13 protein-coding genes are annotated in these 15807 nt (G+C 51.9%); 5 read left to right on the forward strand and 8 right to left on the reverse strand.

The genetic code is table 11. The features are described from left to right. Positions 1 to 22 precede the first annotated feature (22 nt). The 6 genes from ccmO to C7B82_RS11880 form a co-directional block, all read right to left on the reverse strand. Entirely contained in the window at positions 23 to 829 is an 807-nt protein-coding gene (gene ccmO, locus C7B82_RS11855) for a beta-carboxysome assembly protein CcmO (protein ID WP_106256498.1), read from the reverse strand. Between the two features lie 183 nt (positions 830 to 1012). Next, positions 1013 to 1585: a beta-carboxysome scaffolding protein CcmN gene (gene ccmN, locus C7B82_RS11860; RefSeq protein ID WP_106256563.1), complete on the reverse strand. Its 573-nt coding sequence runs from the start codon at positions 1583 to 1585 to the stop codon at positions 1013 to 1015. Positions 1586 to 1742: 157 nt separating this feature from the next. Further along, on the reverse strand, positions 1743 to 4115 hold the full coding sequence (gene ccmM, locus C7B82_RS11865) for a beta-carboxysome scaffolding protein CcmM (protein WP_106256499.1): 2373 nt from the start codon (positions 4113 to 4115) through the stop codon (positions 1743 to 1745). Between the two features lie 270 nt (positions 4116 to 4385). Beyond that, entirely contained in the window at positions 4386 to 4688 is a 303-nt protein-coding gene (gene ccmL / locus C7B82_RS11870; RefSeq protein ID WP_106256500.1) for a beta-carboxysome shell vertex protein CcmL, read from the reverse strand. A gap of 6 nt (positions 4689 to 4694) precedes the next feature. Beyond that, the gene (locus tag C7B82_RS11875) at positions 4695 to 5048 is read right to left on the reverse strand and encodes a carbon dioxide-concentrating mechanism protein CcmK (RefSeq protein ID WP_106256501.1); all 354 of its coding nucleotides are present in this window, start codon (positions 5046 to 5048) and stop codon (positions 4695 to 4697) included. Positions 5049 to 5232: 184 nt separating this feature from the next. After that, on the reverse strand, positions 5233 to 5541 hold the full coding sequence (locus C7B82_RS11880) for a carbon dioxide-concentrating mechanism protein CcmK (RefSeq protein WP_106256502.1): 309 nt from the start codon (positions 5539 to 5541) through the stop codon (positions 5233 to 5235). Between the two features lie 881 nt (positions 5542 to 6422). On the opposite strand from C7B82_RS11880, the gene C7B82_RS11885 reads away from it, so the two are divergent. Genes C7B82_RS11885 through C7B82_RS11895 form a run of 3 tightly spaced genes read left to right on the forward strand, consistent with a single transcriptional unit; the run spans position 6423 to position 10984 of the window. Next, positions 6423 to 8258 (forward strand): NAD(P)H-quinone oxidoreductase subunit F, encoded by a 1836-nt coding sequence (locus C7B82_RS11885; protein ID WP_106256503.1) that lies wholly within the window; start codon positions 6423 to 6425, stop codon positions 8256 to 8258. 15 nt (positions 8259 to 8273) lie between these two features. Then, positions 8274 to 9791 carry an NADH-quinone oxidoreductase subunit M gene (locus tag C7B82_RS11890; RefSeq protein WP_106256504.1) on the forward strand — a complete coding sequence of 506 codons (1518 nt, stop codon included), beginning with the start codon at positions 8274 to 8276 and terminating at the stop codon, positions 9789 to 9791. A 47-nt stretch (positions 9792 to 9838) separates the two neighbouring features. Next, positions 9839 to 10984, forward strand: coding sequence for a CO2 hydration protein (locus C7B82_RS11895; protein WP_106256505.1), 1146 nt, complete (start codon positions 9839 to 9841; stop codon positions 10982 to 10984). A 40-nt stretch (positions 10985 to 11024) separates the two neighbouring features. Here the strand turns inward: C7B82_RS11895 and C7B82_RS11900 are convergent, their stop codons facing one another. Continuing rightward, positions 11025 to 11660, reverse strand: coding sequence for a hypothetical protein (locus C7B82_RS11900; RefSeq protein WP_106256506.1), 636 nt, complete (start codon positions 11658 to 11660; stop codon positions 11025 to 11027). A 61-nt stretch (positions 11661 to 11721) separates the two neighbouring features. On the opposite strand from C7B82_RS11900, the gene C7B82_RS11905 reads away from it, so the two are divergent. Further along, positions 11722 to 12948, forward strand: a complete 1227-nt coding sequence (locus tag C7B82_RS11905; protein WP_106256507.1) for an amidohydrolase family protein — start codon at positions 11722 to 11724, stop codon at positions 12946 to 12948. A gap of 34 nt (positions 12949 to 12982) precedes the next feature. Here the strand turns inward: C7B82_RS11905 and C7B82_RS33145 are convergent, their stop codons facing one another. Continuing rightward, positions 12983 to 13921 carry a Ycf66 family protein gene (locus C7B82_RS33145; RefSeq protein WP_219904296.1) on the reverse strand — a complete coding sequence of 313 codons (939 nt, stop codon included), beginning with the start codon at positions 13919 to 13921 and terminating at the stop codon, positions 12983 to 12985. Between the two features lie 324 nt (positions 13922 to 14245). Here C7B82_RS33145 and gndA point away from each other — a divergent pair, with 324 nt between their 5' ends. Next, the gene (gene gndA, locus C7B82_RS11915) at positions 14246 to 15757 is read left to right on the forward strand and encodes an NADP-dependent phosphogluconate dehydrogenase (RefSeq protein WP_106256508.1); all 1512 of its coding nucleotides are present in this window, start codon (positions 14246 to 14248) and stop codon (positions 15755 to 15757) included. The last annotated feature ends 50 nt before the right edge of the window (positions 15758 to 15807 follow it).

The following is a 15807-nucleotide window of genomic DNA, read 5'->3' on the forward strand; positions in this document are numbered from 1 at the left end:
CATTGGTGACGCAGCACCTGTTTTACGGCTCTTCAGGTGGCTTTGCTTCAAGCGTCTTTACTTCAAGCGGTGGTGGCTCAGACTGGTGTAACTCGAGCTCGATCGGCACGGGTAGTGATTCCAAACTTGGCAGCACCATCAGCTCGGCTTCAGCAGTTTGTTTAGTTGTGATCGGTAACCGCAACGGTTTTGGTTGCTCGATCCAGCAGCTGGCGAGTGGCAGCGTTTGCTCCAAGTCATCCAACGGTCGTGGAATCACCATGACTGCATGCAGTTCACCAATGCGCTCTGCTTCATGCATCCCGGCTTCTACTGCGACTGCGACATCTGCTACAGCCCCGCGAATAATCACGGTGCACAAACCTGCGCCGATCGTTTCATGAGCAGAGAGCTGCACATCGGCAGCTTTAAGCATGACATCGGCCGCACCGACCATGGCTGGGAAGCCGCGTGTTTCGAGTAGCCCGATCGCCTGATTACTGAGCCTGCTGGAACGCGAGCCTTGTGCGACTTCCGCCAACAGCTTGCCAATGGGCAGCACCGCCTCTAAATTTGGCAACGGGCGCGCAATGACCAGGCTAGAGACCACTTGACCAAACTGCTCCGCTGCTTCTACCCCTGCTGCCACAGCGAGACGAACGTTGGCAATACCGCCGCGAACGATCGCGGTGCACTGTCCATTGCCGATTTTTTCGTATCCCACTAACGCAACCTCAGCCGACTTTAGCATCATGTCCGCCGTGCCGACGATCGCCGGAAAGCTTTGAGTAGACACCAGACCCAGGGCTGTATCGCTAAAATCGTTTGGGTCTTGTTGACCTCCCTCCATCTTGAACCTCGTTACCGCTTCTTAGATTGTAGACTTTGGCTCTCAGATTGCAGGCAGCAGGCAGCAGACGGAAAATATTTTTAGATCGCAGACTTTAGATTGTGGGCTTTAAGTCTCATTTAGACAGTCAGCTTCCTATCTACGTCAATCATCACGCTTCTCTCTCCTGAACGCTTCCTACTCTTACTCCTGACCTTTCAGAAACGTTTGTCGGTGTGGCAATAAGGTAGATAGTAGGCGGTTCAGGTTCTCCTGCCCATAAACGGGAGTACTAAAGCTGAGCTGAATTTCTGCTGCTGGTTGGCTTGAAGCAGGATCGACAGCCCCATTCAGCAGCTCTTTTTGCAGAGACTGCCCTTCAGGCGTAGGTTCAGGAACAGCCACTGCAGCAGTTTCAGCCACTTGCTCCCCAGGCATGCCCAAGAGCGATAACGGCGGTATGATCGTGCCGCGATCGATCGAATGATTCCAAAGCGTTGAGGCTGCACCGATGCAAGCACTGGCCCCAATCTTACCCGCACCGATGAGCAGCACCCCTGCGCCAATGGTGACTTCTGCTTCCACCTCAAGCGTGCCCTGATGCGCATGGAGAATGGTACCCATGCCAAGGCAGACACCCGCGCCAATCACAATGTGGCTCTCTGGATCTGCCTGAAGTAAAACGCCAGACGCAATCACAGCAGTTGGATGAATCGTAACATCGCCACTGACACAGAAGTGTGAACTGTTAACAGGCTGTAGCGACGGCACATGCATGAAGATGAGAACCTCGTTTGAAAACTGGAAGGCAGTGAATTGGTTGCTGTTAGTTGTTAGAACACATTGCTGTTTGAAACTAGCAACTAACAACGTTGGTTGTCTGCCTGCTTCAGCATGACTGAAACGCCCCAAGACGTTTCAGCTTACAGTGCGATCATTTGCTGGGTCGCTTAATCGTTGTTTCGAGCACTCGTTTCTTAGCGTGAGGGTCAGTCCCGACCAATCGTACGTAGGCTCGGCTATTTTCAGCAACCGCAGCTTCCAGAGCGGCCAGCACCTCGGCTTCACGCTTTGCCTGGATGACACCGCCCGTTTGCCAGGAACTGGTTTTAAACCGACGTTCATCAGCATACTCAGTGCTAATTTGATAGCCCTGTGCCAGTGCTCGCCGTACGTGTTCTACTGCTTCTTGGCTTAAGTTCGTTGCAGGTGTATAACTGCTTGAAGGCGCGTAACTGGAGCTACTGCCACCATTGGAAGGCCCAAAGCTGGAACTACTTGCAGCACTAGACTGAGGCACAGGAGCTACGCCCGGTCGCTGAATAATCAACTCCGCAACCCGCCGCTTGGCTTCCCGATCGACCCCAATCAGACGCACATATTCGCCACTATGCTCAGCAAGGCAATGTTCGAGTGCGGCAATCACATCCGCTTCGCGCTTGGCATCGATCGCGCCACAGCCTTGCCAGGAACTGGTTTGGAAGCGCCGTTTGTCTGCATGCTCTGAGCCAATTTGGTGCCCTTGAGCCAGCAATTGTCGTACTTGCGCGATCGCCTCTGCACTCAAACTGCCTGTCGTCGCAGCAGACCCTGGCTGACTGCCAAAACTGCCTGTTGGAGCGACTGTAGACGCTTGCCCCGAGGGCTGATGTACCGTACCGGGTCGCTGAATAATCAACTCCGCAATGCGTCGTTTCGCTTGTCGATCGATCCCAATCAGGCGCACATATTCGCCACTATGCTCAGCGAGACAGTGTTCGAGTGCGGCAATCACATCTGCTTCGCGCTTGGCATCGATCGCGCCACAGCCTTGCCAGGAACTGGTTTGGAAACGGCGCTTGTCTGCATGCTCTGAGCCAATTTGGTGCCCCTGAGCCAATAACTGCCGTACTTGCGCGATCGCTTCTTGGCTCAGTCCCGTGGTAGCAGGCGTATGACCTGAACCGCTGCCCGTGTAGCCATACGTCGCAGCACTACCGCTAGACGTGGACTGTGTTGAAGCAGTGAAAGGAGTACCGGGTCGCTGAATAATTAGTTCACCCACACGTCGCTTGGCTTGAGGATCAATGCCAACTAGGCGCACATACTCGCCGCTATGCTCAGAAGCGCAGCGTTCGAGTGCTGCCAGGACATCGACATCACGCTTGGCGGTAATGGCGCCACAGCTTTGCCAGGAACTGGTTTGGAAGCGGCGCTTGTCTGCGTACTCTGAGCCAATTTGGTAACCCTGATTGAGCCATTGCTGCACCTGCGCGAGTGCGCCCTGATCCAGGTGATTGCCTTGGGCAGGGCTGGCGTTACCCGCACTAGAATGCGCTCGCTCAGCGCCACTTGTGTCAGTTGCAGGAGCTGCTTTTGTTTGGTCGCCAGTCCGCGTGTTGGGTCGCTGAATAATCGTTTCCAACACTCGCCGCTTAGCGGCTGGATCAATACCAATTAAGCGTACATATTCCTTACTGTGCTCGTCTAGACAAGCACCCAAAGCTGCCAGAACCTCTGACTCCCGCGTTGCCTGAATCGGCTCACAGCTTGTCCATGATGCCGATTGAAACCGTCGTACATCTGCATGCTCAGTACCAATCCGATAATTCTGAGCGAGCAACTGTCTTACCTGCTGCACCACTTCTGTACTCAAGCGCGTGTTCGCTGAGTTAACTAATTCACTTGATTCGTAAGCCCGCGTCATTTCATCCCTCACAGAGGCTATACAGCTAACATTATCAGCGCAGTGATACCCCGATCGCAGCGCATCGTTAATACCCACTACATGTGTCGCAAACTTAACATCGCCTGCCTGCACATTCGGTAGGCGATCGGCTTGCTGCTGGTTCGTAATCACTGACCCGGAGGCAACATATTTTCCGGGCGGAATTTCAACATCTTGAATGAGAGCATGCATCATGACAATACTGCCTTGCCCCACCCGCGCATTGAAAATGGTGGAGCGGAAGCCAATAAAACAATCGTCGCCCACATAAGCAGGACCGTGGATGAGCGCCATGTGGGTAATGGACGCATTGTCTCCAATCCAGACAGAGTAAGACTGATTGTCATCACCAATGACACGCCCGCGCTCTAGGCCATGAACCACCACACCATCTTGTACATTTGTTCCCTTGCCGATATGAAAGGGGCTACCCTCATCGGCACGGATGGATGTTCCAGGTGCAATCAGCACCTTGGCACCAATGCGAACATCCCCAATGATGTTTGAGAACGAATGCACATAGGCAGTTTCGTCAATTTTTGGGATGGTCAGGCTTTTCGACCAGGGGGTCGGGGGAGCCGCAGAGCTACGAGCTACCATAAAAGAATTCTCCTGTGAAAAACTTAGCGAAAGCTCGGTTACGGATGGAGTCGCGGGGAGAGTGTGGAGTGCATTCAAACCAAAAACGCTGGACCACGGACCACAACAATTTTCAATCTAAGCAAACGGGTACCAACTTCTGAAGGTGAACAAAGAGTCACCTCAGCGATTGGAGTTTGCTCATTCGAAAACTGCTTTAAGTAGGCTTTAACTTGTTACCGACCCACTTAAAGGGTTGCAGTCTACAGCCCAGAGTCTGACGTTTTAGAACTAACGGTAGTCATCTCTCTTGTTGTAAAGGCGACGATCGTCGACATTGACCGTGTCGATGATCCCCACTACCACAGCATCGATCGGGCGATGTTCGCTACCCGCCACCTGGCGAGCAGCACTACCGCAGCTAACCAACACCCATTCATCCAGCCCAGCACCCACCTGATCGGCGGCCACTTCATAGCGTGGAAGTGGCAAACCCTCCTCATCCATAAACTGCAAGAGGAGGAACTTGACACCGCTCAAACTTGGCTCTTTTTGAGTGCTGACAACCGTGCCACGAACCTTTGCAATCTGCATGCTGCTCTATGGTCTGGTGTAAGGACCGGCATGAATTGCTCTGCCGCTAACGCTATCCCGGAACTGCTCCACTTCATCGGTGTAGCGGATGGGGAGAACATATTCCAGGTTCTCGTGCGGACGAGCAATGATGTGGGTTGAGAGCACCTGTCCACCGCTAACACGCTTCACGTTGTCAACGCCAGCTGCGACCGAAGCTTGTACTTCCGAAACATCACCGCGCACAATCACTGTCACGCGACCACTGCCAATTTTCTCGTAACCCACGAGTGTCACGCGAGCGGCTTTCACCATCGCGTCGGCAGCTTCTACTACAGCAGGAAAGCCAAGTGTTTCGATCATTCCAACAGCAATTGCCATGAGTCGTACTCCCTAAATTAAATAGCTGAAAAGGTCAGTTTTTTGGACGTTAAACATTTGCTTAAACCGATAGCTAACAGCTGTTCTGATGCTCAGAATGACAGAAACAGCTTGAAGTGAGCGGCTTTAAACTAGCGTCAAAAGTCCAGTCTATGAACAACTTGAGGATGAAACACCCTTCTAACTACACCCGGAATTGTTCGATCGCTTCGGTGTAGCGAATCGGCAGCACGTACTCCAGGTTTTCGTGAGGGCGCGCAATGATGTGAGTGGATAAAACCTCACCACCATTAACCCGCTCTGCTGACGCAACGCCTGCCGCGATCGATGCCTGTACTTCAGAAACATCACCGCGCACAATTACTGTTACACGCGCACTACCAATCTTCTCATAACCTACGAGGGTCACGCGGGCAGCTTTCACCATCGCATCCGCAGCTTCCACAACCGCAGGAAAACCCTTTGTTTCAATCATTCCAACAGCAATCGGCATACCCCTCTCCTAACTCAGAGTCATAAGTCACTATGCAAATATTTTGTAATATGTGCAAACATTTGGTAATAATGGGCTTCACGAAAGAATACTCCCTAAATTGATGACGGGAAAGGCCATTATTTATCGCTATTTGGAAGCTTTGAGTACCTTCAATTCTAAGAATAGAACGATTGTCTAACGTTTGGCAATATAACTGTAAATAATATTTTCGGATTTTAGTTATTAAAAAACCTGATTCTAGCGCTTGCACTTTTTGTCACCTAAGTCTCCTCGTGTCTGTGAAGTTGGCTCCCCTATGCCAGCCAGTGGATCATCGATCGAAAGGGGCTACCCCGAGCGTCTAGCCCTTGTCGAAGCGATCCTCGTAGAACCTCATACCTTTGTCAGTACCAGCTTCCGCAGGTATTGTTAACGAAAGGTCGTGGCCTTTAGAATTATAGATCGAATGCGATGAAAATTATTGATTCTTGCCTATAGACCTGCGTCGTGTGGTTTGGCTCTAGTAATTAATAAAGGTGGTTGCGACAGAATCACCCTCTTGCGAATAGATGCGGCTTGAAAGCTCGGCTGTAGCGTAACCATTCTCAATAGATTTGACTTTCTCTGTGAGCCCAGAGAGCAATGAGCAATGTTACCAGGGAGCAACAAGCCAACGACTAATTTTGTTGTTTTAGGTTTTGCTTTTTTACGACAACAGGCTTAAGCTAAAGTAAAGCTAATTAAACTAAGAAGTTAAAAAAGCTAAAGAACTGATAACTAATCAAAGTTTAAAAGTTTCTTTGACCTTGTTGAGATTGTTTGATGCAAGTTTTTAGAAGCTAGAAAGATTGCTCGAAAACTAGAAAGACTGCTGAAATTTCAGTGCAATGGTATTTTCAATGGTTCAATTTCTCCTCCAAACTAGTTGGTGGATACCTTGTTATGGGCTAGTAGGTGCAATGCTGACGCTGCCGTGGTCAATCGGCATTATCCGGCGTACGGGGCCCCGACCCGCCGCTTACTTTAATCTCTTGATGACTGTAGTGGCGTTTGTGCATGGCACTGCCCTTTTTCGATCGACCTGGAATCAGCCACCGCAAGCACTGGTTTTCCATTGGCTACACACGGTAGACCTAGATTTAACCTTTGTCCTCGATATCTCAGCGGTGAGCGTGGGTGCAATGGAACTGGTCACAGGTCTCAGCCTGCTGGCACAGTTGTTTGCGCTAGGCTACATGGAGAAAGATTGGGCTCTGGCACGCTTCTTTGCCTTAATGGGCTTCTTTGAAGGCGCCATGAGCGGACTGGCCATCAGCAATTCGCTGCTGCTGACCTACTGTCTGTTAGAAATGCTGACGCTCTCAACCTACTTGCTAGTGGGTTTTTGGTACGCTCAGCCGCTGGTTGTCACGGCTGCACGAGACGCGTTTCTGACTAAACGGGTTGGCGACATTTTGCTGCTCATGGGCGTTGTTGCGCTATCCACACTGAGCGGCAGCTTGAGCTTCCCTGACCTCTATGAATGGGCAGAGACCGCTACGCTGTCACCATTAACGGCAACGCTACTGGGGTTGGCACTGATTGCAGGGCCAACGGGAAAGTGTGCTCAGTTTCCACTACACCTTTGGCTGGATGAGGCGATGGAGGGACCGAACCCGGCTTCCATTCTGCGAAACTCCGTCGTAGTAGCCAGTGGTGCCTACGTGCTGATTAAGCTTCAACCGATTTTGAATCTTTCGCCTGTGGCGTTGACGGCGTTGATTGTAATTGGTTCTATGACCGCGATCGGGGCTTCGCTGGTGGCGATCGCACAAATCGATATTAAACGGGCGCTGTCTCATTCCACCAGTGCGTATCTGGGCTTGGTCTTTGTAGCGGTAGGCACCCAATGGACGGGCTTTGCGCTCATGCTGCTCTTCGCGCACGCGGTTGCTAAAGCGTTGATGTTTATGAGCGTTGGTTCTATTATTACTACCACCCAAAACCAGGACTTAACAGAGATGGGTGGTCTCTGGTCACGGATGCCCGTCACCACCACTGCCTTTGTCGTTGCGTCTGCTGGCTTGGTCGGCATTCTGCCGCTGGGTGGCTTTTGGGCACTGCGATTGGGGATGGACGATTTTTGGACGGCTGACCCCTGGTTGGTTGGCGTTGTGCTCTTGGTTAACGGGCTGACAGCCTTGAACCTGACGCGGGTTTTTCGACTGGTATTTTTGGGTGCTCCGCAGCCGAAAACCCGCCGTGCACCGGAAGTTGGCTGGGCCATGACAGTACCAATGGTATCGTTAACGATCGTAACGCTGCTGACACCCTGGATGATGCAGAGTCTATCTGTGCTGCCCGATTGGGCGTATTTCAATCACACAGCTGCGTTTTTGTTGGTGCTATCCGGTCTAGTTGGGTGTGGTGTCGGCACCACGGTTTACCTGCATAAAGCATGGTCTCGATCGGTGCATCTACCGTGGCGTCTGTTGCAAGATCTCCTGTCCTACGACTTTTACATTGAGCGACTGTATGAGCTCAGTGTGGTCAATGGCGTTGTGCTGATGGCGCGCTTCAGCAACTGGTGCGATCGCTACATTGTTGACGGGCTGGTCAATTTTATGGGCATCGCTTCGATTTTTAGCGGCGAGAGTTTGAAGTACAGCATTACCGGTCAGTCTCAGGCGTATATGCTCACAATGTTGGTGGCAGTGAGCCTATTGGGCGGCTTTTTAATTTGGTTCGCATGGTGATTCTGGAGTTGTACGATGCTCAGTGCTTTGATCTGGATACCGATTTTGGGTGCGGTGCTCATTGGTGTTGGACGAGAACCGTTGATTCCTGCACGAGCGCGTTTGATCGCTCTGCTGGCGACGGTGAGTGCGTTCGTCTGGACAATCTGGCTGGGCAGTCAGTTTGATGCCGGGCAAACGGCAATGCAGTTTATTGAGCATCTCGTGTGGATTGAACCGCTAGGCTTGACGTATGACCTGGGCATGGATGGGCTGTCGCTGCCGTTGGTCGCACTTAACGGCTTGCTAACTGCCATTGCGATCGCCAGTGGATCACCGTCAGTGAATCGACCCCGACTCTACTTCATCTTGCTACTGCTGCTGAATGCGAGTGTAACCGCGGCCTTTCTGGCGCAGAATTTGCTGCTATTTTTTCTGTTCTACGAGATCGAGTTGATTCCTCTCTACCTATTGATTGCCATTTGGGGGGGTGCCAATCGGGGCTATGCCGCCACCAAGTTTCTGATCTATACCGCCATTTCGGGCATCTTGATTTTGGCAGCGTTTTTAGGCTTAACCTTGCTGACGGGCGTTTCCGGTTTTGGCTACAACCCTTTGCTCACTCAAGTTTTGCCATTGGGACAGCAATTTCTGCTGCTAGGGGCGCTGTTGATTGGCTTTGGCATCAAGATCCCGCTGGTGCCTTTCCACACCTGGTTGCCCGATGCCCACGTCGAAGCCTCTACCCCAATTTCAGTGCTCTTAGCAGGTGTATTGCTGAAGTTGGGCACCTATGGGCTGCTGCGCTTTGGGTTGGGTTTGTTTCCTGAAGCTTGGGCAGTCTTAGCCCCCTGGCTGGCGACATGGGCTGCGGTGAGTGTCCTGTACGGGGCGTTTATGGCGATCGCTCAGACCGACATGAAAAAAATGGTGGCGTATAGTTCGATCGGGCACATGGGCTATGTGCTACTAGCTGCTGCCGCCGCCACGCCTCTGAGCCTGCTAGCATCGGTCTGTCAAATGGTGAGTCATGGGCTGATTGCAGCGATGCTCTTTTTGCTGGTTGGTGTGGTGTACCAAAAAACCGGTACCCGTGATTTAACCGTATTGCGAGGGCTGCTGAATCCTGAGCGCGGGTTGCCGCTGATTGGCAGTCTGATGATTATAGGAGTGATGGCGAGCTCTGGTATTCCCGGCATGGTGGGCTTTATTTCAGAATTTTTGGTGTTCCGGGGCAGTTTTCCGATCTTTCCAACGCAAACGCTGCTATGCATGGTAGGCACTGGCCTCACAGCCGTATACTTTTTGCTGCTGGTTAATCGTGTTTTCTTTGGGCGCTTGTCAGAAGGTGCCCAGAACTTGCCTCCGGTGTATTGGAGCGATCGCGCTCCAGCCCTGGTTCTCACAGCTTTGATTGTAGCGCTGGGGCTTCAGCCTAACTGGTTGATTCACTACAGCGAAACCACAACGACCGCGCTAGTCAATGGCCGGCTAGCGATCGCCCAGGCAGCGACTCTCACCAAAGCACCGCTCAAGGCAGAAACAGTGGAATAGGCGTCTCCGTCCGTCCCATCCCCAGATCGTCGTTCCTTTGGCACATTATGACCGACACCCTCAGAGCGATTCCCCCATCCTCCTCGCATCCGTTAGCGCCGTACATCGATCGCTTAAAAGCGGGCGGTGCGCTACTGCCGGATACAGCAGAAAATGTCACAGAGGTCGTAGGCATTCTCAAAAGCTATGGTGTTGTGCTGGACGCCTATTACCGCAACCTGCTCTACATTTCTGAGCATCAATTTTTGGTGTTTTTTCCGTTTTTCAAGTATTTCAATGGCGATGTCTCTCTAGCCAAACTCTTGCGTCACTGGCAACACGATCGCATTAATTTTGAATATGCCGAATACTGCATGAAAGCGATGTTTTGGCATGGCGGTGGTGGTTTAGATGCCTATCTGGATACACCAGAGTTTACAGCGCACTCGCAGCCAGCGATTCGGTCACGGATTAAAACGAATCCAATGCTACTCAGTTTGAACCGCTTGTTTCCTGAGTTTCTGCCAGAGCATGTGCGGCAGTTGTGTTACTACAGCGCGCTAGGTCAATTCTGGAAAGTCATGAGTGAGATGTTTCTGTCACTCTCCGATCGCTACGACCAGGGAGACATTGATTCCATCTCGCAAGTAGTCGCTCATATTCAAGCAGGGTTGGTTGCCGCTGCGAGTCTACCCATTACTTACACGGTGACGTTGCGAAACCAAACGCATGAAATTATCCCGGCAGCCGCAGGTTTGACGTTTCTTCCTGATGCGGCGGTGCCCTACGTTGAAGCAGTCTTCTTTCGCGGCACACCATTTTCAGGCACGGTTTCGTATAACGCTCAGTCGCATCAAATTCCGCCAGACCAGAGTCGTTTTAGCTACGGTGCTCTGTTTGCTGATCCCTTGCCGATCGGGGGAGCGGGAATTCCGCCCACGCTGCTGATGCAGGACATGCGGCATTATTTACCAGATTATTTGCACGCTATCTATCGACGTGGTCAGCGTGGCGAAGACGATCTGCGGGTGAAGATTTGCGAGACGTTTCAGAAGTCGATGTTCTGCGTGACCACGGCCACTATTTTTGGCTTAGCGCCGCATCCACTCGATACAGACGATCCAGAACAGCAGCGTCAAAATCAAAGCTATCTGGAAGCCTGGATGGATCGCCTTTTGCAGTCACGCTTATTGAATGTACAGACGATCGCTTAGTGCTTGTTTAATCAATCGATTTACGAGTTTGGCTGGTTGGTCAGTGGTCAGTGGTCTGCTGCGTTTTCACCCAGAGAGCTAAGCCGCCCCCACGCCCACGAGCAGCAATGAAATTTGGTGTCACTAGAAAGAAGGCGAAAAAGGGGAGATCAACAATAGATTGGCTATAAAAGTCCTCTGCTTGCACTCTGCGCCCCGGTACAGGGCCGTTATACGCTGTTTTACCCAAGACGCTTAACTGCACGTATGTAAAGTCAAACGCCAGCAACGTTTTCTTGCCCAAATAATGAGCCGGACCTGTAAACCGTAGACGGACTGGACCCATTTCAACCTGGTTACCGATCGCACCATGCCCTAACGCGACTGCATCACTTTCAGCCTGAAACGAGATCTGTGCGACAGCCAGCTTCGGGACATAAAAGCCGTTTCCTAGAACAATGCCGCCACGCCGTACTTTCCGTGTACCGGTCGCAAAACAAAGCTGCCAATTACCCAACAACGACTCAAAGGGGTAACTTTGATGCGCTCGCTTGGTTGTTTTTTCTGCTTGCAGCAGTGCCTCAACGACGCTTGCAGCAGTGGGGCGATCGCTCCCCTTGCCTTGAAACGCTGTTGCAGCCTGACTTAAAACTGTGATAAACGGCGATGGATGAGTCGGTATTAGTTCAGCAGTCATACAGTCTTCTCGTTACCAACAACACTAAGCTAACTGTAAGAGCAAGACCGGAACAACGCTGATGGATCTAAAAATTACGCAGGCTTGGTTGCCGGGACGATCGCACCCATGCGATATTGCGATCGACAAAGGCACCATCATCGAAATCGCGCCAGCGATCTCTGGTACAGCGACGACAATGCTTGAGGCCCAAGGCAAGCTGGTCATCCCTGGCTTGGTTGATGCCCACATTCATTTAGACAAAGCCTTTTTACTCGATCGGGTAGATTGGCAAACTGGGACCTTTACCGAAGCACTGCAAGAAACCGCTAACGCTAAGCGATCGTTCACCATTGCCGATATTCAAACCAGAGCGCGCCGGGTGCTGGAACAGGCGATCGCCTTTGGCACCACGGCGATGCGATCGCACGTTGAAGTCGATCCGCTCATCCAGCTCACAGGCATCAAGGCGTTGCTGCCACTACGCGACAAGTATGCCTGGGGTATCACGCTTCAACTTGCCATTTTTGCCCAAGAAGGCATTACCAACCAGCCCGGTACAGAAGCCTTACTGCGGCAGGCAATGACACTCGGCGGCGATGTGATTGGCTCTGCACCCTATGTTGATCCTGAACCGGAACAAAACATTTGCATCGTCTTTGACATCGCTCAGGCATTTAATTGCGATGTGGATTTTCATCTGGACTTTCTAGACGATGATGCGCCGTTGCTGCTGCCTCTCGTCATTGCTGAGACACTGAAGCGTGGTTGGCGAGGACGAGTTTGCTTAGGACACATGACTAAACTGGCTGGCTTACCCCCAGGTGAATTGGAGGCGATCGCCACTGCAACTGCTACAGCCGGGATTTCCATTTTGGCGCTACCGGCTACCGACCTTTACATGATGTCTCGCCGCGATACGCACAATGTTCGCCGAGGGGTAGCACCAGCCCAGACCCTGGCAGCATGGGGCGTCAATACAGGCGTGGCGACCAATAACGTGCAGAACTTATTCACGCCCTTTGGGGATGGCGACCTGCTCAAAATCTGCACCTTGCTAGCGCAAGTTCTTCATCTCAATACGGCTGCCAGTCACGAGGCCTGTTTGGCAATGGCAACCACGCAGGCAGCTCAGGCGATCGGTCTCTCAAAGCATGGTCTTGTTCCAGGCAATGACGCCGACCTGGTCATCCTTGAAGCCGCCTCTGTAACAGAAGCGATCGGTGCGGCCCCCAGCAATCGCACCGTGATTAAAAAGGGACGCATCGTGGCTCAAAGTCAACTCCACCAAACGCGATTCCCCACCTAATCTTTTTCTACCTCCGCACCATTGCAGCAATCGCTCACGGTGATTGCTCTGTCTGGGAAGCATGTTCGGCATCAGAAACTTGCTCAGCCTCAACCGTGATGGATGGCGAAACCGTTGCTTCGGTTGCTACTTCTACGCTCGTTGCGTCCACAACCTCTACAGCCGCTGCTTCTGGTGTCGTCTCTGGTAGTATGGTCTCGTCTGAGATGCTTTCTGGAGCAATGTGACTACTAGCTTTAGCTTCAGCAGGGTCTCCGGCAATAGTCCTCTGTGAGTCAGCGGTCTGTGCCTTAGTCTCAGGTGCGCGAAACTGCTTTCTGACGTATACAGGCTTACTCTCACGTTTCGCCGTCAAGCCTTTGAAGGAACTGGCGATCGCTGCCAGTGGGCTCTCCTTTGGTTGGGAACGATCGTCAACCGTGACTGGAGCGACTTTGGTCACGATCGTGGGAGGTGCTTTTGTCGCATCTTGCTTCGCATTGGCAAAGTCGGCAGGTGTCAGCGGGACATAGGACTCTGGATCAGGGCTAGTAGGCGGTGCACTGGTCGGTTTTGTGGTTGTCGTCACTAGCGCCTCCGCCCAGGCTGTGAGTTTGGCAACCTGCTTGTTTATTGGCTTTAACAAGGGCGCGATCGCCTGGGAGCGAGACAGTCCATCCCACGCTTTTGCCAGGGCTGCTTGCCATTCTGTGGGCGTTGGTATAGCTGTTTGTTGATCTACAGGAGCCAGCTGGCGTCTCAGCGTTAACGTCTGCCAACCCAACCAGCCCAGTAGCGTTACACTTGCCGTCTGTCCTAACACCACGCCACCCGTAATGCGTCCCGCACAAACCCACAGCACCAGTGCATAAAACAACCCCAACCCACTCCAGATGAAATCGTTCTTACGATGCACCTCTGGGAAAAAGAATGCCGCCATATAGAGCCCCAAGCTGCTCAACCCCACGATTAGTGCCAGAATATACGCCAGCATATGGCTACTCCAAACGATGCCGAACAACTATTTATAGATCGATTCTGTCAGGGAGTGTTGAAGTTGCAGTGACGAGTTTGCTTTACAGATGGCAACAGCCATCTGTTCCTTCGACTCAGCCTCCTTTGCTGTAAGCGCTTAGAGTCAAGAACGGGGGGAGATTAGAACAAAAAAACTCATCTTTTTTTTCCAGCTTTCAGCCCCTTCACTGAGCGTCACATCCAGCACAGCTTAAGATTCTCTTCCAGGCTAACCTGATGTTCTCAAGCTACCCTGAAAGGGATTAAACAGCCCAAGCACTTGCAGAATTAAGCAGAGAATCTTATGGCACAAAGCTTTGGTGTAATTGGTCTAGCGGTCATGGGCGAAAACTTGGCGCTAAACGTCGAGCGTAACGGGTTTCCCATCGCAGTTTATAACCGTAGTCGTGAAAAGACAGATGCCTTTATGGCACAGCGGGCAGTCGGTAAGAATGTTGTCGCGGCTTACTCGTTAGAGTCATTCGTTGCTGCCTTAGAACGTCCTCGCAAGATTTTGATCATGGTCAAGGCAGGTGCTCCTGTCGATGCCACGATCGAGCAACTCAAACCGCTGCTGGATGAAGGCGATATCTTGATCGATGGCGGCAACTCTCTGTTTACGGATACAGAACGCCGTGCTAAAGATCTGGAGTCCGCCAAATTCACCTTTATCGGCATGGGCGTCAGCGGCGGTGAAGAAGGCGCACTCAACGGTCCTAGCCTGATGCCCGGTGGTACAGAACAGGCATATAAATATCTGGAACCCATTCTGACCAAAATTGCCGCTCAAGTAGACGATGGTCCGTGTGTCACCTATATCGGTCCTGGTGGCGCGGGGCATTACGTCAAAATGGTACATAACGGCATCGAGTACGGCGATATGCAACTCATTGCCGAAGCCTACGATCTCCTCAAAAGCGTCTTAGGGCTAAACGCAGAGCAACTACATGAAGTTTTTGCCGAGTGGAATACCACAGATGAGCTTGATTCCTACCTGATTGAGATCACAGCCGATATCTTCAAGAAAGTTGATCCCGATACAAACACCCCTCTGGTGGAGTTGATTTTAGATGCTGCTGGACAAAAGGGGACTGGACGCTGGACTGTTGCTGACGCGCTAGAGCTTGGCGTGTCGATCCCTACCATCATTGCGGCGGTCAACGCTCGCATTATCTCGTCCTACAAGCAGGAGCGGGTGGAGGCATCTAAAGTCTTGACCGGTCCGACGGCGAAATTTGAGGGTGATGTGAAAGCGTTCGTGACGAAAGTGAGGGATGCACTCTACTGCTCTAAGATGTGCTCCTATGCTCAAGGAATGGCGCTTCTCAGTAAAGCCTCAGAAACCTATGGCTTTCATTTAGATTTGGGTGAATGCGCTCGCATCTGGAAAGGGGGATGCATCATTCGTGCACGCTTTTTGAACAAGATCAAGCATGCCTTTGATGAGAATCCCTCCCTGCCCAATCTCTTGCTGGCACCTGAGTTCAGGCAAACCATTCTGGATCGGCAGGAAGCCTGGAGAGAAGTGATTGCAACGGCTGCCAAAGTGGGCATTCCGGTGCCTGCTTTCAGTGCCTCACTGGATTATTTTGATAGCTACCGTCGCGATCGTTTACCGCAAAATCTGACTCAGGCTCAGCGCGATTACTTTGGGGCTCATACCTATCTGCGTACGGATAAGGAAGGTGTGTTCCATACTGAGTGGATGAAGCCTGATGAATCGGTGCAACAGCAAACTCCCGATGTGGTTTTAGAGGGTCAGCCTCAACCCTCTCGCTCTGAGGTTCAGAAGCAGGAAGCTGAAACGCTTAGCTAACGGGATCACTCGCTCAAAACCGCTGATAGGGTGCGTGCGTTAAGTCGTAG

It is taken from the genome of Stenomitos frigidus ULC18 (genome assembly GCF_003003795.1).
Lineage (GTDB): Bacteria > Cyanobacteriota > Cyanobacteriia > Leptolyngbyales > Leptolyngbyaceae > Stenomitos > Stenomitos frigidus_A.

Excerpts from the sequence above, each read along its gene's own strand:
- ccmO (WP_106256498.1), bottom strand. The coding sequence starts at position 829 with ATGGAGGGAGGTCAACAAGACCCAAACGATTTTAGCGATACAGCCCTG.
- ccmN (WP_106256563.1), bottom strand. The coding sequence starts at position 1,585 with ATGCATGTGCCGTCGCTACAGCCTGTTAACAGTTCACACTTCTGTGTC.
- ccmM (WP_106256499.1), bottom strand. The coding sequence starts at position 4,115 with ATGGTAGCTCGTAGCTCTGCGGCTCCCCCGACCCCCTGGTCGAAAAGC.
- ccmL (WP_106256500.1), bottom strand. The coding sequence starts at position 4,688 with ATGCAGATTGCAAAGGTTCGTGGCACGGTTGTCAGCACTCAAAAAGAG.
- C7B82_RS11875 (WP_106256501.1), bottom strand. The coding sequence starts at position 5,048 with ATGGCAATTGCTGTTGGAATGATCGAAACACTTGGCTTTCCTGCTGTA.
- C7B82_RS11880 (WP_106256502.1), bottom strand. The coding sequence starts at position 5,541 with ATGCCGATTGCTGTTGGAATGATTGAAACAAAGGGTTTTCCTGCGGTT.
- C7B82_RS11885 (WP_106256503.1), top strand. The coding sequence starts at position 6,423 with ATGGTTCAATTTCTCCTCCAAACTAGTTGGTGGATACCTTGTTATGGG.
- C7B82_RS11890 (WP_106256504.1), top strand. The coding sequence starts at position 8,274 with ATGCTCAGTGCTTTGATCTGGATACCGATTTTGGGTGCGGTGCTCATT.
- C7B82_RS11895 (WP_106256505.1), top strand. The coding sequence starts at position 9,839 with ATGACCGACACCCTCAGAGCGATTCCCCCATCCTCCTCGCATCCGTTA.
- C7B82_RS11900 (WP_106256506.1), bottom strand. The coding sequence starts at position 11,660 with ATGACTGCTGAACTAATACCGACTCATCCATCGCCGTTTATCACAGTT.
- C7B82_RS11905 (WP_106256507.1), top strand. The coding sequence starts at position 11,722 with ATGGATCTAAAAATTACGCAGGCTTGGTTGCCGGGACGATCGCACCCA.
- C7B82_RS33145 (WP_219904296.1), bottom strand. The coding sequence starts at position 13,921 with ATGCTGGCGTATATTCTGGCACTAATCGTGGGGTTGAGCAGCTTGGGG.
- gndA (WP_106256508.1), top strand. The coding sequence starts at position 14,246 with ATGGCACAAAGCTTTGGTGTAATTGGTCTAGCGGTCATGGGCGAAAAC.